The following is a 26,545-nucleotide window of genomic DNA, read 5'->3' as shown; positions in this document are numbered from 1 at the left end:
GGACAATGGAGGGCATGCCTTCCGCACTCCCCGACGGCGAGCCCGTCCCCGACGACGGCGCCCTGCCCGCGCCCGCGCTCGCCGGGGCGGCCGACCGCCCCCTCGGGTTCTACCTGCACGTCCCGTACTGCGCGACCCGCTGCGGCTACTGCGACTTCAACACCTACACGGCGACCGAGCTGCGCGGCACCGGCGGCGTCCTCGCCTCCCGCGACAACTACGCGGACACCGTGATCGACGAGATCCGCCTGGCCCGCAAGGTCCTCGGCGACGACCCGCGTGAGGTCCGCACGGTCTTCGTCGGCGGCGGCACACCCACGCTGCTGGCCGCGGGGGACCTCGTCCGGATGCTGGGCGCGATCCGCGACGAGTTCGGCCTCGCCGCCGACGCGGAGGTCACCACCGAGGCGAACCCGGAGTCGGTGGATCCGGCGTATCTGGCCGTTCTGCGCCAGGGCGGTTTCAACCGGATCTCCTTCGGCATGCAGAGCGCGAAGCAGCACGTGCTGAAGGTCCTCGACCGTACGCACACGCCGGGACGCCCCGAGGCGTGCGTCGCGGAGGCACGGGCGGCGGGCTTCGCGCACGTCAACCTCGACCTGATCTACGGCACCCCGGGGGAGTCGGACGACGACTGGCGGGCGTCGCTCCAGGCGGCGCTGGGCGCCGGACCGGACCACGTGTCGGCCTACGCGCTGATCGTCGAGGAGGGCACCCAGCTGGCCCGGCGGATCCGGCGCGGCGAGGTCCCCATGACGGACGACGACGTGCACGCGGACCGGTACCTGATCGCCGAGGAGATGCTTTCGGCAGCAGGCTTCGACTGGTACGAGGTCTCGAACTGGGCGACCTCGGACGCCGGCCGCTGCCTCCACAACGAGCTGTACTGGCGCGGCGCCGACTGGTGGGGCGCAGGGCCGGGGGCCCACAGCCACGTGGGCGGCGTGCGCTGGTGGAACGTGAAGCACCCGGGCGCGTACGCGGCGGCCCTGGCGGGCGGGCGGTCGCCGGGTGCGGGCCGGGAGCTCTTGTCGGAGGAGGACCGGAGGGTGGAGCGGATTCTGCTGGAGCTGCGGCTGCGGGAGGGCGTGCCGCTGTCCCTGCTCCACGGGAGGGGCCTCGCGGCCTCGGGGCGCGCCCTGTCCGACGGGCTGCTGGAGGCCGGCCCGTACGAGGCGGGGCGTGCGGTGCTCACCCTGCGAGGGCGGTTGCTGGCGGACGCAGTGGTGCGCGATTTGGTGGACTGAGGGGTTTTCGCCCCCGCCGCCCCTTCCCGTCCCGTCCCTGGGGGCTGCCGCCCCCAGACCCCCACTTCGGCCCGAAGGGCCTCGTCCTCAAACGCCGGAGGGGCTGAAATTCAGCCCCTCCGGCGTTTGAGGAGCGGGGGTTTGGGGGCGGAGCCCCAGAAGGACGGGAACGGGAAGGGGCGGCGGGGGCGAGAAACCGGCGTGCCGCCCGGGCTCACTGCGGGGCTGTGACGAAGTCGATCAGTTCCTCCACGCGGCCCAGGAGCTCGGGCTCCAGGTCCTTGTAGGAGCCCACCCGCTTCAGGATCGCCTGCCACACCGCGCCCGTGTTCTCCGGCCAGCCCAGGGCCCGGCACACGCCCGTCTTCCAGTCCTGGCCGTGCGGAATGCGGGGCCAGGCCTCGATCCCCACGGCCGAGGGCTTCACCGCCTCCCAGATGTCGATGTACGGGTGGCCGACGACCAGGGCGTGTTCGCTGGTCACCGACGCCGCGATCCGGGACTCCTTGCTGCCCGGCACCAGGTGGTCCACCAGGACCCCCAACCGGGCATCCGCCCCCGGCGCGAACTCCGCGACGATGGCCGGGAGGTCGTCGACGCCCTCCAGGTACTCCACGACCACGCCCTCGATGCGCAGGTCGTCGCCCCATACCTTCTCGACGAGTTCGGCGTCGTGCCGGCCCTCGACGTAGATGCGCCCGGCGCGGGCCACACGCGCGCGTGCGCCGGGGACGGCGACCGAACCGGAGGCCGTACGGGACGGGCGTGCCGGAGCGCGGCCGACGGGGCGTACGAGGCTCACCACCCGGCCCTCCAGGAGGAAGCCGCGCGGCTCCAGCGGGAACACGCGGTGCTTGCCGAAGCGGTCCTCCAGGGTGACCGTGCCCGCCTCGCAGCGGATCACCGCACCGCAGAACCCCGTCCCCGCCTCCTCCACCACCAGGCCGGGCTCCGCAGCGACCTCGGGTGCGGGCTTGGGCTTCTTCCACGGCGGAGTCAGGTCCGCAGAGTACTGGCGCATTCGGATGACGATAGGAGAAAACGCCGAGGAGACGACGCGGGGCCGTCACGACACGCCGAAACGCCCGGCCAGGGCGTCCCGCTGCCTCCGGACGAACGCGGCGTCGACCACCGCTCCGTGACCGGGCACGTACAGCGCGTCCTCGCCGCCCAGCTCCAGCAGGCGGTCGAGGGCGGCCGGCCAGTGGGACGGTACGGCGTCGGGGCCGGCCTGGGGTTCGCCGGACTCCTCGACCAGGTCGCCGCAGAAGACCACCTCCGGCGAGCCGGGGACGAGGACCGCGAGGTCGTGGGCGGTGTGCGCGGGCCCCACGTTCGCCAGCAGGACCTGGCGGCCGCCGCCCAGGTCGAGCGTCCACTCGCCGGAGACGTGGTGGTGGGGGACCGTCAGGGCGTCGACCGCCTCGTCGGCCAGGCGCGCGTCGAGCCCGTTGCCCACCGCGTCGGCCCGCAGGTCCGCACGCCCGTGCCGCGCGGCGAGCACGGTCTCGACGCCGACCGCGCCGAACACCTCGGCCCCCGCGAACGCCGCCGCCCCGAAGACGTGGTCGAAGTGGGGATGCGTCAGCGCGAGATGGGTCACACGGTGACCGGCGATTTCCTGCGCCCGCGCCCGCACCCGCGACCCCTCCGCCAGGCTCGGCCCGGCGTCGATCACCAGGGCCGCGCCCGCCCCCACGACCAGCCCCGCCGTGCAGTCCCACACCGGCAGGCGGCACCGGCCGACCCCGGCCGCCAGCCGCTCCCATCCCAGCTCTTCCCAAGTCACCGTCATACCGCGACGCTAGCGGGGAAGCCTCCTCGGGCACGGCTTCGCAGGCCCGGCCTTGCCCCGGGCGTACCCCACGGCCGTACACTGGCCGGGGTGCGTTGGCACTCGGATGTGACGAGTGCCAGGCGAAGAGCCGAGGGGCCGACTTTCTGGAGGTGTGCGCGATGCTGAGTGAACGCAGGCTCCAGGTGCTGCGCGCCATCGTCCAGGACTACGTCGGCACCGAGGAGCCGGTCGGCTCCAAGGCGCTCACCGAGCGGCACAACCTCGGTGTCTCCCCGGCGACCGTGCGCAACGACATGTCGGCCCTGGTGGACGAGGGGTACATCGCCCAGCCGCACACCAGCGCGGGGCGGATCCCGACCGACAAGGGCTATCGGCTGTTCGTCGACAAGCTGGCCGGGGTCAAGCCGATGACCGGGCCCGAGCGGCGGGCGATCCAGAACTTCCTGGACGGCGCCGTCGATCTGGACGACGTGGTGGCGCGGACCGTACGGCTGCTCGCGCAGCTGACGCGGCAGGTCGCCGTCGTGCAGTACCCGTCGCTGACCCGGTCGACGGTGCGGCACGTCGAGCTGCTTTCCCTCGCCCCCGCGCGCGTGATGCTCGTCCTGATCACGGACACGGGGCGGGTCGAGCAGCGGATGGTCGACTGCCCGGCGCCGTTCGGCGAGGCGTCGATGGCCGATCTGCGGGCACGGCTCAACAGCCGGATCGCCGGACGTCGCTTCGCCGACGTGCCGCATCTGGTGGAGGACCTGCCCGAGGGTTTCGACGCCGAGGATCGCGGCACTGTCTCGATGGTGCTCTCCACCCTGCTGGAGACGCTCGTCGAGGAGAACGAGGAGCGGTTGATGATCGGCGGCACCGCCAATCTCACCCGCTTCGGACATGACTTTCCCCTCACCATCCGGCCCGTCCTGGAAGCCCTCGAGGAGCAGGTCGTGCTCCTCAAGCTCCTTGGCGAGGCGGGGGATTCGGGCATGACCGTACGGATCGGTCACGAGAACGCCTACGAGGGACTCAACTCCACTTCAGTGGTGTCGGTCGGCTACGGTTCGGGCGGCGAGGCAGTCGCCAAGCTCGGCGTGGTCGGACCGACCCGCATGGATTACCCGGGAACGATGGGAGCGGTACGCGCAGTGGCACGGTACGTCGGACAGATCCTGGCGGAGTCGTAAGTGGCCACGGACTACTACGCCGTTCTCGGCGTGCGCCGCGACGCGTCGCAGGAAGAGATCAAGAAGGCCTTCCGGCGGCTCGCACGCGAGCTGCACCCGGACGTCAACCCCGATCCGAAGACCCAGGAGCGGTTCAAGGAGATCAACGCCGCCTACGAGGTGTTGTCGGACCCGCAGAAGAAGCAGGTCTACGACCTCGGCGGCGACCCCCTGTCCCAGGCGGGCGGCGCGGGCGCCGGCGGCTTCGGCGCGGGCGGCTTCGGGAACTTCTCGGACATCATGGACGCCTTCTTCGGTACGGCGTCCCAGCGGGGTCCGCGTTCACGCACCCGGCGCGGCCAGGACGCGATGATCCGCCTGGAGATCGAGCTCGACGAGGCGGCCTTCGGCACGACGAAGGACATCCAGGTCGACACCGCGATCGTCTGCACCACCTGCAGCGGCGAGGGCGCGGCGCCGGGGACCTCCGCGCAGACGTGTGACATGTGCCGCGGCCGCGGTGAGGTGTCGCAGGTGACGCGGTCCTTCCTGGGCCAGGTCATGACCTCGCGCCCCTGCCCGCAGTGCCAGGGCTTCGGCACGGTCGTCCCGACGCCGTGCCCGGAGTGCGCCGGAGACGGCCGCGTCCGGTCCCGTCGGACCCTGACCGTCAAGATCCCCGCCGGTGTCGACAACGGCACCCGCATCCAGCTCGCCGGCGAGGGCGAGGTCGGGCCCGGCGGCGGTCCCGCCGGTGACCTGTACGTCGAGATCCACGAGCTGCCGCACTCGCAGTTCCAGCGGCGCGGCGACGACCTGCACTGCACGGTCACCCTCCCGATGACCGCGGCCTCCCTGGGCACCAAGGTCCCGCTGGAGACGCTGGACGGCCTGGAGGAGGTCGACATCCGGCCCGGCACCCAGTCAGGCCAGTCGATCCCGCTGCACAGCCGGGGCGTCACGCACCTGCGTGGCGGCGGACGCGGCGACCTCATCGTCCACGTCGAGGTGCAGACCCCGAACAAGCTCGACCCCGAGCAGGAACGCCTGCTGCGTGAGCTGGCCAAGCTGCGGGGCGAGGAGCGGCCCACGGGGCAGTTCCAGCCGGGGCAGCAAGGGCTGTTCTCGCGGTTGAAGGACGCGTTCAACGGTCGTTGACGAGTGGCGGCGGAAGGCTGTTTCCCGCCCCCGCCGCCCCTTCCCGTTCCCGTCCCTGGGGGCTGCGCCCCCAGACCCCGCTTTCGGCCCGAAGGGCCTCGTCCTCAAGCGCCGGACGGGCTGATGCCAAAGGGAAGGGTCGATTCGGACTTGTTCAAAGGACGTGACAACATGCCGACATGTCCTCCGCACTGACCGATCTCTTCCCTCACCCGATCGTGCAGGCCCCCATGGCGGGCGGCGTCTCCGTACCGACGCTCGCCGCCGCCGTGTCCGAGGCCGGCGGGCTGGGTTTCCTCGCTGCCGGGTACAAGACGGCCGACGGCCTGTACCAGGAGATCAAGCAGCTGCGGAGCCTCACGGCCCGCCCGTTCGGCGTGAACCTCTTCATGCCGCAGCCGGAGTACGCGGACCCGGCCGCCGTCGACGTGTACGCCCATCAGTTGGCCGGCGAGGCCGCGTGGTACGAGACCGAGCTGGGCGACCCCGAGTGCGGCCGTGACGACGGCTACGAGGCCAAGCTCGCGGTGCTGCTCGACAACCCGGTGCCGGTGGTCTCGTTCCACTTCGGCGTGCCGAGCCCGGACCTCCTGGACTCGCTGCGCCGGGCCGGCACCTTCACCCTGGTCACCGCGACCACCGCCGAGGAGGCCTTCGCGGTCGAGCAGGCGGGAGCCGACGCGGTGATCGCCCAGGGCGTGGAGGCGGGCGGCCACCAGGGCACCCACCGCGACATCCCGGAGACCGACGGCTCGGGCATCGGCCTCCTTTCGCTGATAGCGCAGGTCCGCGAGACCGTGGGCATCCCGATCGTCGCAGCGGGCGGCATCATGCGCGGCGGCCAGATCGCCGGCGTGCTCGCCGCGGGCGCGAGCGCGGCGCAGCTCGGCACGGCGTTCCTCGCCACCCCCGAGTCCGGCGCGTCCGCCGTGCACAAGCAGGCGCTGACCAACCCCCTGTACGTGCGCACCGAGCTGACCCGCGCCTTCTCCGGCCGCCCGGCCCGCGGGCTGGTCAACCGCTTCCTGCGCGAGCACGGCCCGTACGCGCCCGCCGCCTACCCGGAGATCCACCACCTGACCGCGCCGCTGCGCAAGGCGGCCGCCAAGGCGGGCGACGCGCAGGGCATGGCGCTGTGGGCGGGCCAGGGGCACCGGATGGCCCGCGAGCTGCCCGCCGGACAGCTGGTGGAGGTGCTGGTGGCCGAACTCGCCGCCGCCTGGACAGCGTTGTCGCAGGGCGGGGCGCGATGACGGCGCCCGTCTTCGTCGTCGACCACCTCGACGCGGGCGGCGGCGGGCAGTACGTCCTCGACGGACCCGAGGGGCGCCACGCCGTCTCCGTGAAGCGGCTGAAGCCCGGGGAGAGCGTCGTGCTCACCGACGGTGCCGGGCGCTGGGCGGCGGGCGAGGTGGTCGGCACCGAGGGCAAGGACCGGCTGGTCGTCCACATGGCCGAGATCTCCGAGGAACCCCCGCAGTCCCCCCGCATCACCGTCGTCCAGGCACTCCCCAAGGGTGACCGCGGCGAGCTGGCCGTCGAGACGATGACCGAGACCGGCGTGGACGCGATCGTGCCCTGGGCCGCCTCCCGCTGCATCACGCAGTGGAGGGGCGACCGCGGTGTGAAGGCGCTCGGCAAGTGGCGGGCCACCGCTCGCGAGGCCGGCAAGCAGTCCCGCCGGGTGCGCTTCCCCGAGGTCGCGGACGCGGCAACGAGCAAGCAGGTCGCGGCACTTCTGGCCGAAGCAGACTTCGCCGCCGTGCTGCACGAGAGCGGCGAAGCGACCCTGGCCACCGCCGAACTGCCCGCCGAGGGCGAGATCGTGCTCGTCGTCGGACCCGAAGGCGGCGTCTCCCCCGAGGAGTTGGCGCTCTTCGAGGAGGCGGGCGCGAAGGCGTACCGGCTCGGACCCACCGTCCTGCGGACGTCGACCGCCGGGACCGCGGCGACCGCCCTGCTCCTGGGCCGCTCCGGCCGCTGGTCCTGACGTCGGCCGCTTGTGCGACACGTAACCCGTCGGGTGGACGTGCAGGCATCTCGCCAGACTGGGGGAACGGCGCTGCTACGGTAGTTTCATCCAACAGGATCTACCGCCGGACGGGCGGGAAGTGACGCCTGTGGAGGCCCATGTAAGACCGACGCCCTCAGGGAACGGCGAGGGCCTGCGAAGCAGGAACCCGTGGTGGTGCCGCGCACGGCACGGACCGAAATCGTCTGCGCTCGCGCAGGTGAGGACGTCAACGCTTCTACGCCGACGTGCGTGGAGCTTCGGTGCGGTCCCTGCTGCCTGGCTGGTGACGGTCTGGAACAGGGGCCGCCTGCTGGGCTCCGGGAGTGGCTGCTGCTGCGCGGCTGACGGCCACGGCGGGCAGCAGTTCCCAGCCGTCCAACTCGCCGCCGCCGGACAGCAGTCCGCGCTTCGCGGCCTCGTCGACCAAGGCGCGTACGACTCCGGGTTCGTGCAGGTTGACGTAGTGGTGCGCGTCGCTCACACCGCCCGAGTGGCCCGGATAGCCGCCGCCGGCGTCGCGCCCCTCGCCGGACCGGAAGACGATCCGGATGCGGATGCCGTCACAGAGCAGGGTGAGGGTTTCGCGGCAGGGCTCACCGCCGCCGTGCCGGTGACGCACGTTCCACAGGTAGACGGTCCGCTCGTCCAGGACGAGCCTTCTGAGACTGCGGGCGTTGCGCATCCGTCCACGGTAGACGCGGGGCGCGCAAGTGGCCGTATGCGCTCTACCGCGACGGCCGGGACGGTGGCAGGCTGCCCTGCATGGGGGCGTTGACGAGGTTTCGGCGTCGGCCGCGCGGGCGGCGGGTGGCGGCTGTGGCGACTCTGGGCGTGCTCGCCGTGGGTGGGACGGTCGCCTGCGATCCGAGCGGGCTGAACTCCGCGACCGTGGCGTACACGACCGACCAGACCGTGACCGACGAACTGGAGCGGCAGAAGGCCGACGTGCGCTGGCTCAACTGCACGGCCTCGTACGGCGACAGCGGCTCGACGCCCACGGCCACCGAGAACGCCGTCGCAGACGTCGACTGCCAGGGCGAGACCGACGACGGCAAGGACATCACCGTCACCGGCAAGGTCACCCGCGCGGTCAGCGGCGCGTGTGTGCGCGGGGACCTCACCGCCAAGATCGACGGCAAGCAGTGGTTCCACGTGGAAGGGCTCGGAGACTGCAACGCGCGGACCACCCCGCCCGTCAACAACCCCGATCAGCCCGGCCCGACGGTCACGGTGACGGTGACCAAGACCGTGTACTGCCAGAAGGCACCCCAGTGCTGGCCCGACGGCAAGTGAGCCGCCGTCCGGGGCGGTCGGTCACGTGATCCAAACCTGGTGCAAACCCCTGTCACCGGTCGCCGCGCGTGCATAGGGTGATCGGGTGACACAGCCAGCGACCGCCGCGACTTCAGCGTATTTCCGGTTCCCCCACCTGCACGGCGAGTTGGTCGCCTTCACCGCCGAGGACGACGTGTGGCTGGCCCCGCTCGACGGCGGCCGGGCCTGGCGGGCCAGCGCCGACAACGTTCCGGTCACCCACCCCCGCATCTCGCCCGACGGCACCACCGTCGCCTGGACCTCCACCCGCGACGGCGCCCCCGAGGTGCACATCGCCGACGTCGACGGCGGCCCCGCCAAACGCCTGACCCACTGGGGCAGTTCCCGCACCCAGGTGCGCGGCTGGACCGCGGACGGCGAGGTCCTCGCGCTCAGCACCTACGGCCAGGCCAGCCTCCGGCGCAGCTGGGCCCGCGCGATCCCGCTCGACGGCGGCCCGGCCACGACCCTGCCGTACGGACCCGTGGGCGACGTCGCCCACGGCGGCCCCGGCACGGTCCTGCTGTCCGCGCCGATGGGGCGCGAGGCGGCCTGGTGGAAGCGGTACCGGGGCGGCACGGCGGGCAAGCTGTGGATCGACAGGGACGTCCGCGACGGGGAGGGTGCCGGCGAGTTCGTACGGCTGCACGAAGAGCTCGACGGGAACATCGAGTACCCCGTGTGGGCTGGGGACCGGATCGCCTTCCTGTCCGACCACGAGGGCGTCGGCGCCCTCTACTCCTCCCTCGCCGACGGCTCCGACCTGCGGCGGCACACGCCCCTCGACGGTTTCTACGCCCGGCACGCGGCCGGGGACGGCACCCGCGTCGTGTACTCCTCCGCCGGTGAACTGTGGATCCTCGACGACCTCGACGGCGCCGAGCCCCGCCGCCTCGACGTGCGGCTCGGCGGGCAGCACACCGACCGGCAGCCGTTCACGGTGAACGCCACCCGCTGGTTCGGGTCGGCCGCCCCCGACCACACCGCGCGCGGCAGCGCGGTCGCCGTGCGCGGCGCCGTGCACTGGGTGACCCATCGCGCCGGACCGGCCCGCGCACTCTCCGCCGAACCCGGCGTACGGGCCCGGCTGCCGCGCACCTTCCGCGCCGAGGGCGAGGAATGGGTGGTGTGGGTGACGGACGCCGAGGGCGACGACGCCCTGGAGTTCGCGCCCGCCACCGGCCACGCGCCCGGCGCCACCCCGCGCCGGCTCGCCGCCGGACAGCTCGGCCGGGTCCTCGGGCTCGCCATGGCACCCGACGGCAGTCGGGCCGCGGTCGCCGCGCACGACGGACGCGTCCTGCTCGTCGAACGCGAGACCGGCGAGGTCCGCGAGGTCGACCGCAGCGAGGAGGGGGACGTGTCCGGGCTGGTCTTCTCGCCCGACTCGGCCTGGCTCGCCTGGTCCCACCCCGGCCCCGGCCCACTGCGTCAGCTCCGGCTCGCCAACACCACCGACCTCTCGGTCACCGAGGCGACCCCGCTGCGGTTCCGGGACTACGCCCCGGCGTTCACCCTCGACGGCAAGCACCTCGCCTTCCTCTCCAACCGTTCCTTCGACCCGGTCTACGACGAGCACGTCTTCGACCTGGCCTTCGTGGTCGGCGACCGCCCGCACCTGATCACGCTGGCCGCGACCACGCCCTCCCCGTTCGGCCCGCAGCGGCACGGCCGGCCCTTCGAGGCGCCCGACAAGGACGAGACGCCCGACAGCGAGGGCACCCCGGCCACCCGCATCGACCTCGAAGGCCTCGCAGACCGGATCGTGCCCTTCCCGGTGGAGGCGGCCCGCTACTCCAACCTGCGGGCGGCGAAGGACGGTGTGCTGTGGCTGCGGCACCCGGTGCGCGGTGTCCTCGGCTCCTCCCGAGCGACCCCGGACGACCCGGACCCGCACACCGAGCTGGAGCGCTACGACCTCGCCCAGCAGCGCATCGAGCACCTCGCCGTCGACGCCGACCACTTCGCCGTCAGCGGCGACGGCAAACGGGTCCTGCTGTGGACCGACGGCCGGCTCAAGGTCGTCCCCAGCGACCGGCGCGCCTCGAACGACGACGACAGCGACACGAACATCACCGTCGACCTCACCCGCGTACGGCAGACCGTCGACCCGGCGGCCGAGTGGCGGCAGATGTACGAGGAGACCGGCCGCGTCATGCGGGACCACTTCTGGCGCCCGGACATGAACGGGGTCGACTGGCCCGGCGTCCTCGACCGCTACCGTCCCGTGCTGGACCGCGTCGCCACCCACGACGACCTCGTCGACCTGCTGTGGGAGGTCCAGGGCGAACTCGGCACCTCGCACGCCTACGTCATCCCGCGCGGCGGCCATGGCGGCGGGCCCCGGCAGGGGCTGCTGGGCGCGGACATCTCCCGGCACGCGGACGGCACCTGGGTCATCGACCGCATCCTGCCGACCGAGACCTCCGACCCGGACGCCCGCTCCCCGCTCGCCGCGCCCGGCGTCGCCGTGTACGCCGGGGACGCGATCGTCGCCGTGGCCGGGATGCCGGTCGACCCGGTGACCGGACCCTCGCCGCTCCTCGTCGGTACGGCGGGCAAGCCCATCGAGCTGACGATCTCGCCGTCCGGCGGGGGCGAGGTGCGGCACGCGGTGGTCGTGCCCACGGCGGACGAGGAACCGCTGCGCTACCACGCGTGGGTCGCGGACCGGCGGGCGTACGTCCACGAGAAGTCCGGCGGCCGGCTGGGGTATCTGCACGTGCCGGACATGCAGGCGCCCGGCTGGGCCCAGATCCACCGTGACCTGCGGGTGGAGGTGGCCCGGGAAGGGCTGGTCGTGGACGTCCGCGAGAACCGCGGCGGGCACACGTCCCAGCTGGTCGTCGAGAAGCTGGCCCGGCGGATCGTCGGCTGGGCCGTGCCGCGCGGGATGCGGCCCTACAGCTATCCGCACGACGCGCCCCGGGGGCCGGTCGTCGCCGTCGCCAACGAGTTCTCCGGCTCGGACGGGGACATCGTCAACGCGGCGATCAAGGCGCTGGGGATCGGGCCGGTGGTCGGGACGCGGACGTGGGGCGGGGTGATCGGGATCGACAGCCGGTACCGGCTGGTCGACGGGACGCTGATCACGCAGCCGAAGTACGCGTTCTGGCTGGAGGGGTACGAGTGGGGGGTCGAGAACCACGGCGTCGACCCGGACGTGGAGGTCGTGCAGCGGCCTCAGGATCACGCTGCGGGGCGGGACGTGCAGCTGGACGAGGCGGTCCGGCTGGCGCTGGCCGCGCTGGAGTCGACCCCGGCGAAGGTCCCGCCGGCGTTGCCGTGACCGTCCCTGGGGGCTCCGCCCCCAGCCCTCCGGCCTAGGCCCACCCACCACCCGACCCGGTCGGACAAGAGGTGGACCTCGCACCTCGATAGCATGCCCCGTGTAAGAGATCACCGGCGTGAAGGAGGCACACGCATGGCAGGGGAACCGCAGGACGACTGTCTGTTCTGCAAGATCGTCGCGGGGGGCATCCCGGCGACGATCGTCCGTGAGACCGCCACCACCGTCGCGTTCCGGGACATCAACCCCCAGGCGCCCACCCACGTCCTGGTGATCCCGAAGGCCCACCACAAGGACGCCGCCGCGCTCGCCACCGACGCCCCGGAGCTCGCCGCCGACGTCCTGCGCGAGACCCAGGCCGTCGCCGACGACGAGAAGCTGGAGAGCTACCGCATCGTCTTCAACACCGGCAGCGGCGCCGGGCAGACCGTCTGGCACGCCCACGCGCACGTCCTCGGCGGCCGTGGCCTGCAGTGGCCCCCCGGCTGACCAGAAGGACGTAAGTCACCGTGTCCGTACGTGAACTGGTCGTCCTCGGCACCGCCAGCCAGGTCCCGACCCGGCACCGCAACCACAACGGCTACCTGCTGCGGTGGGACGGCGAGGGCATCCTGTTCGACCCCGGCGAGGGCACACAGCGGCAGATGCTGCGCGCCGGGGTCGCCGCGCACGACCTGAACCGGATATGCGTCACGCACTTCCACGGAGACCACTCGCTGGGCCTCGCCGGCGTCATCCAGCGCATCAACCTCGACCGGGTCCCGCACGAGGTCACCGCCCACTACCCGCGCTCCGGGCAGCGCTTCTTCGGCCGGCTGCGGTACGCCACCGCCTACCGCGAGACGGTCGAGCTGGTCGAGGCGCCGGTGGCGGCGGACGGCGTGCTCGCGGAAACCCCCGGCTACACCCTGGACGCCCGCAAGCTCTCGCACCCCGTCGAGTCCTACGGCTATCGCCTCACCGAGCCGGACGGCCGCCGCATGCTGCCCGACCGGCTCGCCGCGCACGGCATCAAGGGCCCGGACGTCGGCCGCCTCCAGCGCGAGGGGGTCCTCGGCGATGTCTCCCTCGACGACGTCAGCGAGACCCGCCGCGGGCAGCGGTTCGCGTTCGTCATGGACACCCGGCTGTGCGACGGGGTGTACGCGCTCGCCGAGGGCTGCGACCTGCTGGTCATCGAGTCGACGTTCCTCGACGAGGACGAGCAACTGGCCGTCGAGCACGGGCACCTGACAGCGGGTCAGGCCGCGCGGGTCGCGCGGGACGGCGGTGTGCGGCACCTCGTGCTCACCCACTTCAGTCAGCGCTACTCCGAGCCGGAGGAGTTCGAGCGGCAGGCGCGGGCCGCCGGGTTCGAGGGCGAGCTGACGGTCGCGCACGACCTGCTGAGGGTCCCGGTTCCGAAGCGTCGGTGAAACCGCCGTACCATGCTTCGATGTCCCTCCCCAAAGCTGAACTGCACCTCCATATCGAAGGCACCCTGGAGCCGGAGCTGGCCTTCGAGCTGGCCGCCCGCAACGGCGTCGAGCTGCCGTACGCCGACACGGACGAGCTGCGCAAGGCGTACCGGTTCGAGGATCTGCAGTCCTTCCTGAACCTGTACTACGAGCTCATGGCCGTGCTCCGCACCGAGCAGGACTTCGCGGATCTCGCGAACGCCTACCTCGCCCGCGCCGCCGCACAGGGCGTCCGGCACGCGGAGATCTTCTTCGACCCGCAGGCCCACATCGCACGGGGCGTCGGCATGGGGACGGTCGTGGAGGGGCTGTGGCGGGCGCTGGGGGACAGCGAGGCCGCGCACGGCGTATCCACCCAGCTGATCATGTGCTTCCTGCGCGACGAGTCCGCCGAGTCGGCGCTTCGGGCCCTGGAGGCGGCGAAGCCCTACCTCGGCCGGATCATAGGCATCGGGCTCGACTCGGCCGAGGTCGGGCATCCGCCGGCGAAGTTCCGCGAGGTGTACGAGGCCGCCGCCGCCCTCGGGCTGCGGCGCGTGGCGCACGCCGGTGAGGAGGGGCCGCCGGAGTACATCACCGAGGCCCTGGACGTGCTCGGCGTCGAGCGGATCGACCACGGGCTGCGCTGCATGGAGTCCCCCGAACTGGTCGAACGGCTCGTCCGGGACCGCGTCCCGCTGACGCTCTGCCCCCTCTCCAACGTCCGGCTGCGGACCGTCGACGTCCTCGCCGAGCACCCGCTGCCCGCGATGCTGGAGGCCGGGCTGCTGTGCACGGTCAACTCCGACGACCCGGCCTACTTCGGCGGTTACGCGGGCGACAACTTCGACGCCGTACGCCAGGCGCTGGGCCTGGGCGAGGACCGGATGCGCGAGCTGGCCCGCAACTCCTTCGTCGCGTCCTTCCTGGAGCACGACGAGGAGCGGCGGGCGCGGTATCTGGCCGAGGTGGAGGCGTACGACTTCCCGTAGGCCGTCGGTTCGTCAGGACCCCGGTGCGGCGGTGCCCGCCTGCCGGGGTCCTGCCGTGTCGTAGGACCCCTGGGCCGGGGCGGCCCGGTCGTCGATCGGGATCTCCACGACCGGCTGCTCGGCGGCGCCGGCCTGCGTCAGCGCGTCCGCCGGGGTGCCGGTCGAGGCGGCGACCACGACGGCGGAGGTGCCGCCCCGGCGGCGCACCGCGCCGGTGAACAGCGGGCGCCCGCCGGTGCGCAGGGCCACGGCGGTCATCGGCAGCGCGACGACCAGCAGTCCGAGGGCGAGGATCGCGCCCATGGCCGGGAAACCGGCCCGCGCGGACAGCAGACTGCCGACGAGCGGGCCGGCCGCCGTGCCGAGCGAGGACGCCGAGCCGACGAGCACCGCCCACCGGCCGCGCGGGTCGAGGGAGGCGGCGAGGCCGATGACGTACGACAGGACGATCGGGTAGAGCGTGTTCCAGGCGATCTCTCCGCTCGCGAAGGTCGCCAGGTCGGTCGCGGACGCGCTCAGCGCTATGCAGCCGGCGATGAGGACGGTGCCCGCGCCGACGGGCAGCGCCCGGCCGAGCCGGGGCCCGAGCGCACCCGCCCCGAGGACGCCCAGGAGTCCGGCGCCCAGTGCCACGGCGAAGACGACGCCGACGGTCGCCTCCGTCAGCCGCGCCTGGGTGAGGCCGATCCGGCCGCTGACGCCCCACAGGGAGTTCTGCGCGAGGGACCAGAAGAGCATCGCGGCGGCGAGGACGAGACCGGAGCGCAGGTGGGGGAGCGGATTCCGGTTCCGGCGGGCCTGCGGGGTGGCGGCCGTGCGGACCGGGAGACGGCTGGTCAGGGGCCAGACGGCCGCCGCGGTCAGGGCGATAGCGGCGAGCGGCAGCCCGTGGCCGGAGCCGAGGTGCGGGACCGTCAGATAGACGGTGCCCGCGAGCGCGGAGACGCTCAACAGGCCCAGCGTGGTCGTGCGGTGCGGGTCCGGCTGCGCGGCGATCCCGGTGGCGGCGACCGTGGTGGCCGTACCGGAGCCCAGGCCGCCAAGCAGCGCGCCCGCGACCACGGCCGGGACGGAGGCGGTCAGGGCGGCGGTGCCGTAGCCGAGGACGGCCAGCGCCAGTGCGGCGCGGGCCAGCGTCCGGGCGCCGATCCGCTCGACGCGGGAGGCGAGCAGGAAGCCCGCCGACGCCGAACTCAGCAGCAGGGCACTGCCGACGGCACCCGCCTGCGTGGCGGACAGCGGAAGTCCCGAGTCGAGCCTGCCGACAGTGGTCGGGAGGAGGTACGGGGCGAGGTACCCGGCCATGAAAAGGGCAACGAGGGGCCAGGGCGTGGTGGTGCGGGCGAACACGGGCGTTCCCAGGGCATGCGAAAGAAGCGGCTCAAAAAAAGGGGGTTGGGCGACGACCGTCGACGGACAGGAACGCGCGGCCAATTTGTATCAAGCACGCGGTTCCGGAAAGAAACGCGGGGGGTGTGATGTGGCGCACGTTGCGTTTGGGGTGGGTGTGGTCGGGTAGACGAGCGGCTTTTCCCGACGTGGGTGTCCGCGCTACCGCCAGTGCGGCGCGCCCCCCGTGCCCGGTGCCGTCGCCTCGATCTTGCCTCTGGTCTCCCGCATCACCGCGACGATCTGCGCCTCGTGCTCCGGCGTCAGCCGGGCCACCGGTACCGAGCAGCTGACGGCGTCCTGGGCGGGGAAGTCGTAGCGCAGGGCGAAGCCGAAGCCGACGATGCCGAGGACGCCCTCCTCGCGGTCGATCGAGTAGCCGCGGGTGCGGACCCGTGCCAGGTCCGCCGCCAGCGACTCCCGGCTGGTGTGCGAGTTCGGGGTGAGTGCCTCGTACGGCCCGTCGGGCAGCTCGGCGTCGTCCCGTTCGGCCAGCAGCGCCTTGCCCAGCGCGCCCACGTGGGCCGGCAGCCGACGTCCCACCCGGCTGATGGTCCGCAGGTACTCGTGCGACTCGCGCGTCGCCAGATACGCCACGCCCCGGCCGTCGAGCCGCCCCATGTGGATCGTCTCGCCCAGCGCCTGGGAGGCCTCGTCGAGATACGGCCGTACGACGCGCACGCGCGGGTCGGAGTCGAGGTAGCTGGTGCCGGTGAGCAGGGCGTGGATACCGATGCCGTACAGGGAGCCGGTGACGTCCGTGCGGACCCAGCCGCGCGAGATCAGGGTCTGCAGCAGCGCGTACATCGAGCTGCGCGGCACGCCCAGCTCGTCGGCGAGCTCCTGCAGCCGCGCCGGACGGTCGCCCCGCGCGGCGAGCAGTTCCAGCAGCTCGACCGTGCGCGCGGCCGACTTCACCTCGCGGACGCCTCCTGTCTCTGACATGCGTCGATCGTAGGGCGGGTGTCGGGCCCATTGACGAGAGTCGTTCGCGTATCTAATCTCCATCTTCATACATGGATGGTGTCTACATGGGGAGATGAGTGAGGGTGAATCCTGATACGGACGCCGTGGCGCGGAGGCTGAGGAAGGGCATGGTGAACGGCGTGCTGTCGTTCCCGCTGACCAGCTTCCACGACGACGGCTCCCTCGACCCGGACGGCTTCCGCGCCTACGTCGCGGACCGGATCGCCACCGGCCCCGGCGCCGTCTTCCCCGCCTGCGGCACCGGGGAGTTCTTCTCGCTGGACGAGGACGAGTACCGGCAGGTCGTCACCATCACCGTCGAGGAGGCCGCCGGGCGCGTGCCCGTCGTCGCCGGGACCGGCTACGGCTGGGCGCAGGCCGCCCGGTTCGCGCGCATCGCCGAGGAGGCCGGGGCCGACGCGCTCCTCGTCCTGCCGCACTACCTGGTCGCCGCCCCGCAGGACGGACTCGTCGCCCAGCTGGAGCAGATCGCGGCCCGCACCCGGCTGCCGCTCATCGCCTACCAGCGCGGGCAGGTCGCCTTCACGGTCGCCTCCGCGAAGCGCATCGCCGGCATCCCGACCGTCATCGGCCTCAAGGACGGCCACAGCGACCTCGACCGGCTCCAGCGCCTCACCCTCGCCGCCCCCGAGGACTTCCTCTTCTTCAACGGCGCCGCCACCGCCGAGATCCAGGCTCGTGCCTACGCCACCGTCGGCGTCCCCGCCTACTCCTCCGCCGTCCACGCCTTCGCCCCCGAGATCGCGAACGCCTTCTTCACCGCCTTCCAGGGCGGCGACGACGGCACCGTCGACAAGCTGCTGCGCGACTTCTACGTCCCGCTCGTCGAACTCCGCGACCGGGTACCCGGATACGCGGTGTCCCTGGTGAAGGCGGCGGCCCGGCTGCGCGGCACTCCGGTGGGACCCGTGCGCGCCCCGCTCACCGACCCCTCGGCCGCCGACCTGGACGCGCTCGAACAGCTGCTGACCACCGGACTCGACCTCGTAGGAGCCGCCCTGTGAACCTCTCCATCGCGGACGTACGGCTGACGCCGATCCTGGTCGCCGACCCGCCGCTGCTGAACACGCAGGGCGTGCACCAGCCGTACACCCCCCGCCTGATCGTGGAGGTGGTGACGGCAGACGGGATCACCGGCATCGGCGAGACGTACGGCGACACCAAGTACCTCGAACTGGCGCGGCCGTTCGCGCGGAAGCTGGTCGGACGCCGGGTGAGCGACCTGAACGGGCTGTTCGTCCTCGCCGACGAGGTCGCCGTCGACAGCTCCCGGGTCTCCGGTCAGGTCGACGTCGGCGGACTGCGCGGCGTCCAGACCGCCGACAAGCTGCGCCTGTCCGTCGTGTCCGCCTTCGAGGTGGCCTGTCTCGACGCCCTGGGCAAGGCGCTCGGCCTGCCGGTGCACGCACTGCTGGGCGGCAAGCTGCGGGACGCGGTGGAGTACAGCGCGTACCTCTTCTACAAGTGGGCGGACCATCCGGAGGGCGTGGCGGCCGAGAAGGACGACTGGGGCGTCGCCGTCGACCCGGCCGGGATCGTCGAGCAGGCCCGCAAGTTCACCGAGCGCTACGGCTTCACCTCCTTCAAGCTCAAGGGCGGTGTCTTCCCGCCGGACGAGGAGGTGGCGGCCGTACGGGCACTGGCCGAGGCGTTCCCCGGGCACCCGCTGCGGCTCGACCCCAACGGGGCGTGGAGCGTCGAGACCTCGCTGAAGGTGGCGAAGGAGCTCGGGGACGTCCTCGAGTACCTGGAGGACCCCGCGCTCGGCACGCCGGCCATGGCCGAGGTCGCCGCCGGGACGGACGTTCCCCTCGCCACCAACATGTGCGTGACGACCTTCGCCGAGATCAAGGAGGCGTTCACCCGCGGCGCCGTCCAGGTGGTGCTCTCCGACCACCACTACTGGGGCGGACTGCGCAACACCCAGCAACTCGCCGCGATCTGCCGCACCTTCGGCGTGGGGGTGTCCATGCACTCCAACACCCACCTGGGCATCTCGCTGGCCGCGATGACCCATGTCGCGTCCACCGTCCCGAACCTCCACCACGCCTGCGACTCGCACTACCCCTGGCAGTCGGAGGACGTCCTCACCGAACGCCTCACCTTCGAGGGCGGCAGGGTCACCGTCTCGGACGCGCCCGGCCTGGGCGTCGAACTCGACCGGGACCGGCTCCAATTCCTCCACCGGCGCTGGCTCGACGACGACGGTGCGCTGCGCGAGCGGGACGACGCGGCGGCGATGCGGGTCGCCGAGCCCGGGTGGGCCACGCCGACCGTCCCCCGCTGGTAGGCGGCGGCCTGACGCGGCCTGACGCGGCCTGACGCGGCCTGACGCGGCCTGACGCGGCCTGACGCTGCCCGGCGCTGCCCGGCCGACCTGCGGCGACGGTGTGACGACGGCGTGGTGTCAGCGGTGTGGTGCAGACTGGCCTGATCGGCACCACGTCAGGGAGCGCACCGTGATCGCGTCCACCGCGTCCACCGGAAAGGGACCGTCGCACATCGGAGAGGCCGGGCACCCTCGGGCCCAGGTCGACCCGCTCGCCGCCCTGCGCACCCCGGGCGAGCCGCCTTGGGACGTGTACCTCACGGGCACCGTCTTCCTCGACATCATCTTCACCGGGCTCGACTCCGCCCCGGTGCGCGGGACCGAGTCCTGGGCGCGCGGGATGGGGTCCAGCCCGGGCGGCGTGGCGAACATGGCGACCGCGCTGGCGCGCCTCGGCCTGCGGACCTCCCTCGCGGCCGCGTTCGGCGACGACCACTACGGCGAGTACTGCTGGGACGCGCTGGAGACGGGCGAGGGCATCGACCTCACGCCCTCCCGCACGGTCCCCGGCTGGCACTCGCCAGTCACGGTCTCCATGGCGTACGAGGGGGAGCGCACGATGATCTCCCACGGCCATGAGCCGCCCCCCGACGCCGACCTCATCGGGGAGGGCGCGCCCGAGTGCCCGCCACGCGCGCGTGCCGCCATCGCCTCGCTCACGCCGGGCAGACGGGCGCCCTGGATCGCCCAGGCCGCGCGCAAGGGGGCCCGGATCTTCGGTGACGTCGGGTGGGACGACACGGGGGCCTGGGATCTGGCGGGCCTGCCCGACCTGGAGCACTGCGAGGCGTTCCTGCCGAACGCGGAGGAGGCGATGCGGTACACGGGCGAGGCGTGTCCGCGTGCGGCCGCGCACGCCTTGACCGACCACGTCCCGGTGGCTGTCGTCACCCTCGGTGCGGACGGGGCGTACGCGGTGGACCGCCGGACGGGCGAGACGGCGGAGGTGCCGGCGATCGCCGTGGAGGCGCTGGATCCGACCGGGGCGGGGGACGTGTTCGTGGCGGGCTTCGTCACCGGCACCCTGGCGGGCTGGCCGCTGGCCGACCGGCTGGCGTTCGGCGGGCTGACGGCCGCGTTGTCCGTGCAGGAGTTCGGCGGGTCGCTGTCGGCGCCCGGGTGGTCCGAGATCGGGGCCTGGTGGCGGAAGGTGCAGTCGGTGGACGGGCAGGACCCGGCCGCGCTGCGGCGGTACGGATTCCTGGCGGGGCTGGTACCCGAGGAGGCGGCCCGGCCGTGGCCGTTGCGGCGGGCGGTGCCGACGATCGGGTTCGGGCGGTCGGCGTGAGCCGCCCGGCGCCGCGGCGACCCTCCCCCCGGGGGGACCCGCCTCGTGAATGGCCGGCGAAAAGCCCTACGGCGTTGTCAGTGCACCGTCGTACCCTTGGTACCGCGAGGCCGCTCTCAGCTACGCGGCCCTGATGAGGAGGAACCGCAGGCCTACAGCGCCGGCCCATGACTCAGACACCCACAGCTCACACACCCGCGCAGGGGCAGGCGAGAGCACAGTTCACCGTCCCCGCCCAGCACCCCATGGTGACCGTACTGGGTTCCGGCGACTCCCTACTGCGCGTGATCGAGAAGGCGTTCCCGGCGGCCGACATCCACGTCCGCGGAAACGAGATCAGCGCGGTCGGCGACGCCGCCGAAGTCGCACTCATCCAGCGCATGTTCGACGAGATGATGCTGGTGCTCCGCACCGGACAGCCGATGACGGAGGACGCAGTGGAACGCTCGATCGCCATGCTGAAGGCCACTGAGAGCGGCGAGAGCGACGGCGAGGAGACCCCAGCCGAAGTGCTCACGCAGAACATCCTCTCCTCGCGCGGCCGCACCATCCGCCCCAAGACCCTCAACCAGAAGCGGTACGTCGACGCGATCGACAAGCACACGGTCGTCTTCGGCATCGGCCCCGCCGGCACCGGCAAGACCTACCTCGCCATGGCCAAGGCGGTGCAGGCCCTGCAGGCCAAGCAGGTCAACCGCATCATTCTGACCCGCCCGGCGGTGGAGGCGGGAGAGCGTCTGGGATTCCTCCCGGGCACCCTCTACGAGAAGATCGACCCGTACCTGCGCCCGCTGTACGACGCGCTGCACGACATGCTGGACCCCGACTCGATCCCGCGGCTGATGGCGGCGGGGACGATCGAGGTCGCGCCACTGGCGTACATGCGTGGCCGCACGCTCAACGACGCCTTCATCATTCTCGACGAGGCCCAGAACACGAGCCCCGAACAGATGAAGATGTTCCTCACCCGTCTCGGCTTCGAATCGAAGATCGTGATCACGGGTGACGTGACCCAGGTGGACCTGCCGAGCGGCACGAAGTCCGGGCTGCGGCAGGTGCAGGAGATCCTGGAGGGCCTGGACGACGTCCACTTCTCGCGGCTCACGTCCCACGATGTCGTACGGCACAAGCTGGTCGGCCGTATCGTCGACGCGTACGAGAAGTACGACAGCGAGAACGGTACGGAGAACGGCACCCACAAGGGCGCCCGTGACAAGCGGAAGTAGACCAGCACGACCATGTCGATCGACGTGAACAACGAGTCCGGAACCGAGGTCGACGAGCAGGCGATCCTCGACATCGCCCGCTACGCGCTCGCGCGGATGCGCATCCACCCGCTCTCCGAGCTCTCGGTGATCGTCGTGGACGCCCCCGCTATGGAGCAGTTGCACATCCAGTGGATGGACCTGCCGGGCCCGACCGATGTCATGTCGTTCCCCATGGACGAGTTGCGTCCGCCGTCGAAGGACGACGAGGAGCCCCCGCAGGGGCTGCTCGGCGACATCGTGCTGTGCCCCGAGGTTGCCGAGCAGCAGGGCAAGGACGCGGACACGCAGCACTCCATGGACGAGGAGCTTCAGCTCCTCACCGTCCATGGAGTGCTGCACCTCCTCGGGTACGACCACGAGGAGCCCGACGAGAAGGCCGAGATGTTCGGGCTGCAGGCCGCCATCGTGGACGGCTGGCGTGCGGAGAAGGGCCTGACCGGTCCGTCGCCGGCCCCGACCGTCTCATGAGCCCCACCCTCGTCTCCGGTGCGATCGCCCTGGTCGTCGTCGCCTGGCTCGCCGCCTGCGCGGAGGCGGGCCTCGCGCGCGTCTCCAGCTTCCGGGCCGAGGAGGCCGTACGGACCGGCCGCCGCGGCAGCGAGAAGCTGGCCCAGATCGCCGCCGACCCGACCCGCTACCTGAACGTGGCGCTGCTGGTGCGCGTGGCCTGCGAGATGTCGGCCGCCGCCCTCATCACCTACGCCTGCCTGCAGGAGTTCGCCGGAACCACCGAGGCGCTTCTGGTCGCGATCGGGGTGATGGTCCTGGTGTCGTACGTGGCCGTCGGGGTCTCTCCGCGCACCATCGGCCGCCAGCACCCGCTCAACACGGCGACGGCGGCGGCGTACATCCTGCTTCCGCTCGCGCGGATCATGGGACCCATCCCGTCCCTGCTGATCCTCATCGGCAATGCCCTCACCCCCGGCAAGGGCTTCCGCCGTGGCCCCTTCGCCTCCGAGGCGGAGCTGCGGGCGCTGGTCGACCTCGCCGAGAAGGAGTCGCTGATCGAGGACGAGGAGCGCCGCATGGTGCACTCCGTCTTCGAGCTGGGCGACACGCTCGTCCGGGAGGTCATGGTCCCGAGGACCGACCTCGTGGTGATCGAGCGCTACAAGACGATCCGGCAGGCGCTGACGCTGGCGCTCAGGTCCGGGTTCTCGCGCATCCCCGTCACCGGGGAGAGCGAGGACGACGTCGTCGGGATCGTGTATCTGAAGGACCTGGTCCGCAAGACGCACATCAGCCGGGACGCGGAGAGCGAGCTGGTGTCGACGGCGATGCGGCCGGCCGCCTTCGTGCCCGACACCAAGAACGCCGGTGACCTGCTGCGGGAGATGCAGCAGGACCGCAACCACGTGGCCGTGGTCATCGACGAGTACGGTGGCACGGCCGGAATCGTCACCATCGAGGACATCCTCGAGGAGATCGTCGGCGAGATCACCGACGAGTACGACCGCGAACTCCCGCCGGTGGAGGAACTGGGCGACGAACGCCACCGTGTCACCGCCCGTCTCGACATCACCGACCTCGGCGAGCTGTACGGCCTGGAGGAGTACGACGACGAGGACGTGGAGACCGTCGGCGGGCTGCTGGCGAAGGCGCTGGGCCGGGTCCCGATCGCCGGCGCGTCGGCCGTCGTCAAGCTTCCCGACGGGCGCGAGCTGCGGCTGACGGCGGAGGCCGCCGCGGGCCGCCGGAACAAGATCGTGACGGTGTTGGTGGAGCCGGTGATCCCGGTGGACCCGGTCACGGCCCCGGACGAGGAGACGAAGGCGGAGTGACCCCGCAGGAGCTGCGCGCGTTCTGCCTCTCCTTCAACGCGGCCGTGGAGGACTTCCCGTTCAACCCGGAGACGTCCGTCTTCAAGGTGCAGGGCAAGCTGTTCGCCCTGACGAGCCTCGACGCGCGGCCTCTGAAGGTGAACCTCAAGTGCGACCCGGACGACGCGGTGCGGCTCCGTGAGGAGCACCCCGGGCTCGTCGTCCCGGGCTACCACATGAACAAGCGGCACTGGAACACGGTCACGGTCGACGGCGACCTTCCGGACCGGCTGGTGCGAGAGCTCGTCGAGGACTCGTACGACCTGGTGGTGGCCGGTCTTCCGCGCGCCGACCGGCTCCGCCTCGACCGCCCCTGAGCCGCCCCGGCGGACCCGGAAGGTGGCGGGGGCGAGTGGGCTCCCCCGCCCTGCGGCTACGTATGCTCACCTCATGACCGACAGCAGCGCGCTCGACCCCGAGGACCGCAAGATCGTCACCCTGGCCCGTTCGGCGCGGGCCCGCAACGGTGTGCCCGAGGGGGCGGCCGTACGCGACGAGACCGGGCGGACGTATGTCGCCGGGACCGTCGACCTCGACTCGCTGAAGCTGAGCGCCCTGCGGACGGCGGTGGCGATGGCGGTGGCCTCGGGCGCCAAGTCCCTGGAGGCGGCCGCGGTGGTGACGGACGCGGAGTCCGCGGCGCCGGAGGACCGGGCGGCCGTCCGGGATCTGGGCGGGCCCGAGACGCCGGTGCTGGTGGCAGGGCCGGACGGAGCCGTGCGGGTGACGGTTCCCGCGGGCTGACCAGGCCATCCGGCACCAGGACGTGAACGGACACCGCCCGAGGGCCGGGGCGGGCAGTGACCGGCCGGATTTCGCCCTTGTCGTCGTCCGCCTCATGCGCATCAATGGGACCCAGTAGTTCTGACGGACCGTCAGCATTTCTCCCGTCCATCCCCACATGGCACTTCCCCACTCGGGAAGGGAGTCGGAGATCCCATGAGAGGCAAGCGAGCAGGAACAGGTGTGACAGTCGCGGTCGGAGCCCTCGCGCTCACCGGACTCGCACTCGCACCCACGGCCGTGGCCGTCACCCCGGACACCGCCACCATCACCGCCGACTGCGGAACCTTCGGCAGCGGTGAGGCCACCCTGACGGCGACACAGGACGGCACCGCCGCCACCGTCACCGTCGACTCCGCCGCGATCACCGCGCCGATCGCCCTGGCACAGGACTCGATCAGCTCCACCCTCACCCTGGTGAACGCCGCCGGCGGCACCACCGCCTTCACCGGCACGAAGAACGCGGCCATGGCGGCCGGCGACCCCGTCAACGTCGGCCCGCTCACCGGCACCGTGGCCTCCGGTGACACCCTGGAGGCCTTCGGCGGTTCGCTGCAGATGACCGTCTTCGGGATCACCATCACCTGCACGGCGACCGGGCCGCAGTCGCCGGGCCCGTTCGTGTTCGACTGAGCCGCGTGAACGCGGCCCCGTGCCTACAGCGCGTCGGGGCCGCGTTCGCCCGTCCGCACCCGGACGACGGTCTCCACCGGCAGCGCCCACACCTTGCCGTCCCCGATCTTCCCCGTCTGCGCGGCCTTGACGATCGCGTCGATCACGACGTCGCATTCCGCGTCCTCGACGACGACCTCGATGCGCACCTTGGGGACCAGGTCGATCTGGTACTCGGCGCCGCGGTACACCTCGGTGTGGCCCCGCTGACGGCCGTAGCCGCTGGCCTCGGTCACGGTCAGACCGTGCACGCCCATTTCCTGCAGGGCGTGCTTGACCTCGTCGAGGCGGTACGGCTTGATGATCGCGGTGATGAGCTTCATGCCTGAGGCTTGACCTTCTGCGCGGAGGAGACGGACGCGGTGACCGGGCCGCCGTGGCCCAGGACGCCGTGATCGTATGCCGTCCGGGCGTGCGCCGTAAGGTCCGGACCGGTCCAGCCGCAGCTTGTACGGACGCTTGTGCGGGTGGTTGTACGACGGGGCTCCGTGGATCAGGGAGAATGGGGCCCATGAGCGTTCGCAGCCAGTCATCCGAGCCGTCGGAATCGTCGGAGGCCGTCCACCGGGCGGGCTTCGCCTGTTTCGTGGGCCGCCCCAACGCGGGCAAGTCCACCCTCACGAATGCTCTGGTCGGCACGAAGGTGGCCATCACCGCGAACCAGCCGCAGACGACGCGGCACACGGTTCGAGGGATCGTGCACCGGCCCGACGCTCAGCTGATCCTGGTGGACACCCCCGGGCTGCACAAGCCGCGCACCCTGCTGGGGGAGCGCCTCAACGACATCGTCCGTACGACGTGGGCCGAGGTCGACGTGATCGGCTTCTGTCTGCCCGCGAACGAGAAGCTCGGCCCCGGTGACCGCTTCATCGCGAAGGAACTGGCGTCCATCAAGAAGACGCCGAAGATCGCGATCGTCACGAAGACGGACCTCGTCGACTCCAAGACGCTCGCCGAGCAGCTCATCGCGATCGACCAGCTCGGCAAGGAGCTGGGGTTCGAGTGGGCGGAGATCGTGCCGGTGTCGGCGGTCGCCGACACGCAGGTGAGCCTGCTGGCCGACCTGCTCGTCCCGCTCCTGCCGGAGGGCCCCGCCCTCTACCCCGAGGGCGACCTCACCGACGAGCCCGAGCAGGTCATGATCGCGGAGCTGATCCGGGAGGCCGCGCTGGAGGGTGTGCGTGACGAGCTGCCGCACTCCATCGCGGTCGTGGTGGAGGAGATGCTGCCGCGCGAGGACCGGCCCGCGGACAAGCCGCTCCTCGACATCCACGCGTTCGTCTACATCGAGCGGCCCAGCCAGAAGGGCATCATCATCGGGCCCAAGGGCAAGCGGCTCAAGGAGGTCGGCATCAAGTCCCGCAAGCAGATCGAGGCGCTGCTCGGTACGCCGGTGTACCTCGACCTCCATGTGAAGGTGGCGAAGGACTGGCAGCGGGACCCCCGCCAGCTGCGCAAGCTCGGCTTCTGAGGCCGGTTCGCGCACCCCAGGGGGCGCCGTCCAGGTGACCGTCTCTGGGGGCTCCGCCCCCAGACCCCCGGGCCTATGCCCACCCACCACCCGACTCGGTGGGTCGAAACGCACCCACAACGCGACCCCCGGGGCG

Annotated in this window: 26 protein-coding genes; 20 read left to right on the top strand and 6 right to left on the bottom strand. The window is 72.1% G+C overall.

The genetic code is table 11. The features are described 5' to 3' along the window. Nucleotides 1-14: 14 nt before the first annotated feature. Entirely contained in the window at nucleotides 15-1,247 is a 1,233-nt protein-coding gene (hemW, locus tag KUM49_RS28925; protein ID WP_217239912.1) for a radical SAM family heme chaperone HemW, read from the top strand. Nucleotides 1,248-1,461: 214 nt separating this feature from the next. Here hemW and KUM49_RS28920 read toward each other — a convergent pair whose 3' ends face one another. Both KUM49_RS28920 and KUM49_RS28915 read right to left on the bottom strand, forming a co-directional pair. Then, nucleotides 1,462-2,268, bottom strand: coding sequence for a DUF3097 domain-containing protein (locus KUM49_RS28920; protein WP_217239911.1), 807 nt, complete (start codon nucleotides 2,266-2,268; stop codon nucleotides 1,462-1,464). 45 nt (nucleotides 2,269-2,313) lie between these two features. Beyond that, complete coding sequence (locus KUM49_RS28915; RefSeq protein WP_217239910.1) at nucleotides 2,314-3,042, bottom strand: MBL fold metallo-hydrolase; 729 nt, start codon at nucleotides 3,040-3,042, stop codon at nucleotides 2,314-2,316. Nucleotides 3,043-3,203: 161 nt separating this feature from the next. Between KUM49_RS28915 and hrcA the strand changes: the two genes are divergently transcribed. From hrcA to KUM49_RS28895, 4 genes are all read left to right on the top strand, one after another. Next, nucleotides 3,204-4,220 carry a heat-inducible transcriptional repressor HrcA gene (gene hrcA, locus KUM49_RS28910; RefSeq protein WP_217239909.1) on the top strand — a complete coding sequence of 339 codons (1,017 nt, stop codon included), beginning with the start codon at nucleotides 3,204-3,206 and terminating at the stop codon, nucleotides 4,218-4,220. After that, the gene (gene dnaJ / locus KUM49_RS28905) at nucleotides 4,221-5,357 is read left to right on the top strand and encodes a molecular chaperone DnaJ (protein WP_217239908.1); all 1,137 of its coding nucleotides are present in this window, start codon (nucleotides 4,221-4,223) and stop codon (nucleotides 5,355-5,357) included. A gap of 179 nt (nucleotides 5,358-5,536) precedes the next feature. Further along, complete coding sequence (locus KUM49_RS28900; RefSeq protein ID WP_217239907.1) at nucleotides 5,537-6,610, top strand: nitronate monooxygenase; 1,074 nt, start codon at nucleotides 5,537-5,539, stop codon at nucleotides 6,608-6,610. Further along, nucleotides 6,607-7,347 carry a 16S rRNA (uracil(1498)-N(3))-methyltransferase gene (locus KUM49_RS28895; protein ID WP_217239906.1) on the top strand — a complete coding sequence of 247 codons (741 nt, stop codon included), beginning with the start codon at nucleotides 6,607-6,609 and terminating at the stop codon, nucleotides 7,345-7,347. Before KUM49_RS28900 ends, KUM49_RS28895 begins: the two co-directional genes overlap by 4 nt. 259 nt (nucleotides 7,348-7,606) lie before the next feature. Here the strand turns inward: KUM49_RS28895 and KUM49_RS28890 are convergent, their stop codons facing one another. Beyond that, nucleotides 7,607-8,053: a hypothetical protein gene (locus tag KUM49_RS28890; protein ID WP_308406781.1), complete on the bottom strand. Its 447-nt coding sequence runs from the start codon at nucleotides 8,051-8,053 to the stop codon at nucleotides 7,607-7,609. 80 nt (nucleotides 8,054-8,133) lie between these two features. On the opposite strand from KUM49_RS28890, the gene KUM49_RS28885 reads away from it, so the two are divergent. From KUM49_RS28885 to KUM49_RS28865, 5 genes are all read left to right on the top strand, one after another. Continuing rightward, nucleotides 8,134-8,664, top strand: a complete 531-nt coding sequence (locus KUM49_RS28885; protein WP_217239905.1) for a hypothetical protein — start codon at nucleotides 8,134-8,136, stop codon at nucleotides 8,662-8,664. An 85-nt stretch (nucleotides 8,665-8,749) separates the two neighbouring features. Next, nucleotides 8,750-11,974 (top strand): S41 family peptidase, encoded by a 3,225-nt coding sequence (locus KUM49_RS28880; RefSeq protein ID WP_217239904.1) that lies wholly within the window; start codon nucleotides 8,750-8,752, stop codon nucleotides 11,972-11,974. Nucleotides 11,975-12,109: 135 nt separating this feature from the next. After that, nucleotides 12,110-12,463 carry a histidine triad nucleotide-binding protein gene (locus tag KUM49_RS28875; RefSeq protein ID WP_217239903.1) on the top strand — a complete coding sequence of 118 codons (354 nt, stop codon included), beginning with the start codon at nucleotides 12,110-12,112 and terminating at the stop codon, nucleotides 12,461-12,463. A gap of 20 nt (nucleotides 12,464-12,483) precedes the next feature. Continuing rightward, on the top strand, nucleotides 12,484-13,389 hold the full coding sequence (locus tag KUM49_RS28870; RefSeq protein WP_217239902.1) for a ribonuclease Z: 906 nt from the start codon (nucleotides 12,484-12,486) through the stop codon (nucleotides 13,387-13,389). Between the two features lie 20 nt (nucleotides 13,390-13,409). Further along, complete coding sequence (locus tag KUM49_RS28865; RefSeq protein WP_217239901.1) at nucleotides 13,410-14,402, top strand: adenosine deaminase; 993 nt, start codon at nucleotides 13,410-13,412, stop codon at nucleotides 14,400-14,402. A 12-nt stretch (nucleotides 14,403-14,414) separates the two neighbouring features. On the opposite strand, the gene KUM49_RS28860 is transcribed toward KUM49_RS28865, so the two are convergent. Further along, a complete protein-coding gene (locus KUM49_RS28860) occupies nucleotides 14,415-15,752 on the bottom strand; it encodes an MFS transporter (protein ID WP_217239900.1) in 1,338 nt (445 codons plus the stop codon). A 201-nt stretch (nucleotides 15,753-15,953) separates the two neighbouring features. After that, the gene (locus KUM49_RS28855) at nucleotides 15,954-16,736 is read right to left on the bottom strand and encodes an IclR family transcriptional regulator (RefSeq protein WP_217239899.1); all 783 of its coding nucleotides are present in this window, start codon (nucleotides 16,734-16,736) and stop codon (nucleotides 15,954-15,956) included. Nucleotides 16,737-16,834: 98 nt separating this feature from the next. On the opposite strand from KUM49_RS28855, the gene KUM49_RS28850 reads away from it, so the two are divergent. The 9 genes from KUM49_RS28850 (at nucleotide 16,835) to KUM49_RS28810 (ending at nucleotide 24,899) form a co-directional block, all read left to right on the top strand. After that, nucleotides 16,835-17,782: a 5-dehydro-4-deoxyglucarate dehydratase gene (locus tag KUM49_RS28850; RefSeq protein ID WP_217239898.1), complete on the top strand. Its 948-nt coding sequence runs from the start codon at nucleotides 16,835-16,837 to the stop codon at nucleotides 17,780-17,782. Further along, nucleotides 17,779-19,068, top strand: coding sequence for a glucarate dehydratase family protein (locus KUM49_RS28845; protein WP_217239897.1), 1,290 nt, complete (start codon nucleotides 17,779-17,781; stop codon nucleotides 19,066-19,068). Before KUM49_RS28850 ends, KUM49_RS28845 begins: the two co-directional genes overlap by 4 nt. A gap of 169 nt (nucleotides 19,069-19,237) precedes the next feature. Continuing rightward, complete coding sequence (locus KUM49_RS28840; protein ID WP_217239896.1) at nucleotides 19,238-20,395, top strand: PfkB family carbohydrate kinase; 1,158 nt, start codon at nucleotides 19,238-19,240, stop codon at nucleotides 20,393-20,395. Between the two features lie 167 nt (nucleotides 20,396-20,562). After that, entirely contained in the window at nucleotides 20,563-21,621 is a 1,059-nt protein-coding gene (locus tag KUM49_RS28835; RefSeq protein WP_217239895.1) for a PhoH family protein, read from the top strand. A 12-nt stretch (nucleotides 21,622-21,633) separates the two neighbouring features. Continuing rightward, nucleotides 21,634-22,131 (top strand): rRNA maturation RNase YbeY, encoded by a 498-nt coding sequence (ybeY, locus tag KUM49_RS28830; protein ID WP_217239894.1) that lies wholly within the window; start codon nucleotides 21,634-21,636, stop codon nucleotides 22,129-22,131. After that, nucleotides 22,128-23,444 carry a hemolysin family protein gene (locus KUM49_RS28825; protein ID WP_217239893.1) on the top strand — a complete coding sequence of 439 codons (1,317 nt, stop codon included), beginning with the start codon at nucleotides 22,128-22,130 and terminating at the stop codon, nucleotides 23,442-23,444. Before ybeY ends, KUM49_RS28825 begins: the two co-directional genes overlap by 4 nt. Further along, nucleotides 23,441-23,800, top strand: a complete 360-nt coding sequence (locus KUM49_RS28820; RefSeq protein ID WP_217239892.1) for an MmcQ/YjbR family DNA-binding protein — start codon at nucleotides 23,441-23,443, stop codon at nucleotides 23,798-23,800. Before KUM49_RS28825 ends, KUM49_RS28820 begins: the two co-directional genes overlap by 4 nt. Before the next feature lie 73 nt (nucleotides 23,801-23,873). Then, nucleotides 23,874-24,227 (top strand): cytidine deaminase, encoded by a 354-nt coding sequence (locus KUM49_RS28815; protein WP_217239891.1) that lies wholly within the window; start codon nucleotides 23,874-23,876, stop codon nucleotides 24,225-24,227. Nucleotides 24,228-24,422: 195 nt separating this feature from the next. Then, on the top strand, nucleotides 24,423-24,899 hold the full coding sequence (locus KUM49_RS28810) for a hypothetical protein (protein WP_217239890.1): 477 nt from the start codon (nucleotides 24,423-24,425) through the stop codon (nucleotides 24,897-24,899). Between the two features lie 23 nt (nucleotides 24,900-24,922). Here the strand turns inward: KUM49_RS28810 and KUM49_RS28805 are convergent, their stop codons facing one another. Next, nucleotides 24,923-25,261: a P-II family nitrogen regulator gene (locus KUM49_RS28805; protein WP_217239889.1), complete on the bottom strand. Its 339-nt coding sequence runs from the start codon at nucleotides 25,259-25,261 to the stop codon at nucleotides 24,923-24,925. Nucleotides 25,262-25,440: 179 nt separating this feature from the next. Here KUM49_RS28805 and era point away from each other — a divergent pair, with 179 nt between their 5' ends. Then, nucleotides 25,441-26,409, top strand: a complete 969-nt coding sequence (era, locus tag KUM49_RS28800; protein ID WP_217239888.1) for a GTPase Era — start codon at nucleotides 25,441-25,443, stop codon at nucleotides 26,407-26,409. The last annotated feature ends 136 nt before the right edge of the window (nucleotides 26,410-26,545 follow it).

Source organism: Streptomyces sp. AC555_RSS877, assembly GCF_019049245.1.
Taxonomy (GTDB): Bacteria; Actinomycetota; Actinomycetes; order Streptomycetales; family Streptomycetaceae; genus Streptomyces.
The sequence above is the reverse complement of the archived record's forward strand: the minus strand, read 5'-3'. Positions and strand labels throughout refer to the sequence as shown.

Excerpts from the sequence above, each read along its gene's own strand:
- hemW (WP_217239912.1), top strand. The coding sequence starts at position 15 with ATGCCTTCCGCACTCCCCGACGGCGAGCCCGTCCCCGACGACGGCGCC.
- KUM49_RS28920 (WP_217239911.1), bottom strand. The coding sequence starts at position 2,268 with ATGCGCCAGTACTCTGCGGACCTGACTCCGCCGTGGAAGAAGCCCAAG.
- KUM49_RS28915 (WP_217239910.1), bottom strand. The coding sequence starts at position 3,042 with ATGACGGTGACTTGGGAAGAGCTGGGATGGGAGCGGCTGGCGGCCGGG.
- hrcA (WP_217239909.1), top strand. The coding sequence starts at position 3,204 with ATGCTGAGTGAACGCAGGCTCCAGGTGCTGCGCGCCATCGTCCAGGAC.
- KUM49_RS28900 (WP_217239907.1), top strand. The coding sequence starts at position 5,537 with ATGTCCTCCGCACTGACCGATCTCTTCCCTCACCCGATCGTGCAGGCC.
- KUM49_RS28895 (WP_217239906.1), top strand. The coding sequence starts at position 6,607 with ATGACGGCGCCCGTCTTCGTCGTCGACCACCTCGACGCGGGCGGCGGC.
- KUM49_RS28890 (WP_308406781.1), bottom strand. The coding sequence starts at position 8,053 with ATGCGCAACGCCCGCAGTCTCAGAAGGCTCGTCCTGGACGAGCGGACC.
- KUM49_RS28885 (WP_217239905.1), top strand. The coding sequence starts at position 8,134 with ATGGGGGCGTTGACGAGGTTTCGGCGTCGGCCGCGCGGGCGGCGGGTG.
- KUM49_RS28875 (WP_217239903.1), top strand. The coding sequence starts at position 12,110 with ATGGCAGGGGAACCGCAGGACGACTGTCTGTTCTGCAAGATCGTCGCG.
- KUM49_RS28865 (WP_217239901.1), top strand. The coding sequence starts at position 13,410 with ATGTCCCTCCCCAAAGCTGAACTGCACCTCCATATCGAAGGCACCCTG.
- KUM49_RS28855 (WP_217239899.1), bottom strand. The coding sequence starts at position 16,736 with ATGTCAGAGACAGGAGGCGTCCGCGAGGTGAAGTCGGCCGCGCGCACG.
- KUM49_RS28835 (WP_217239895.1), top strand. The coding sequence starts at position 20,563 with ATGACTCAGACACCCACAGCTCACACACCCGCGCAGGGGCAGGCGAGA.
- ybeY (WP_217239894.1), top strand. The coding sequence starts at position 21,634 with ATGTCGATCGACGTGAACAACGAGTCCGGAACCGAGGTCGACGAGCAG.
- KUM49_RS28825 (WP_217239893.1), top strand. The coding sequence starts at position 22,128 with ATGAGCCCCACCCTCGTCTCCGGTGCGATCGCCCTGGTCGTCGTCGCC.
- KUM49_RS28815 (WP_217239891.1), top strand. The coding sequence starts at position 23,874 with ATGACCGACAGCAGCGCGCTCGACCCCGAGGACCGCAAGATCGTCACC.
- KUM49_RS28810 (WP_217239890.1), top strand. The coding sequence starts at position 24,423 with ATGAGAGGCAAGCGAGCAGGAACAGGTGTGACAGTCGCGGTCGGAGCC.
- KUM49_RS28805 (WP_217239889.1), bottom strand. The coding sequence starts at position 25,261 with ATGAAGCTCATCACCGCGATCATCAAGCCGTACCGCCTCGACGAGGTC.
- era (WP_217239888.1), top strand. The coding sequence starts at position 25,441 with ATGGGGCCCATGAGCGTTCGCAGCCAGTCATCCGAGCCGTCGGAATCG.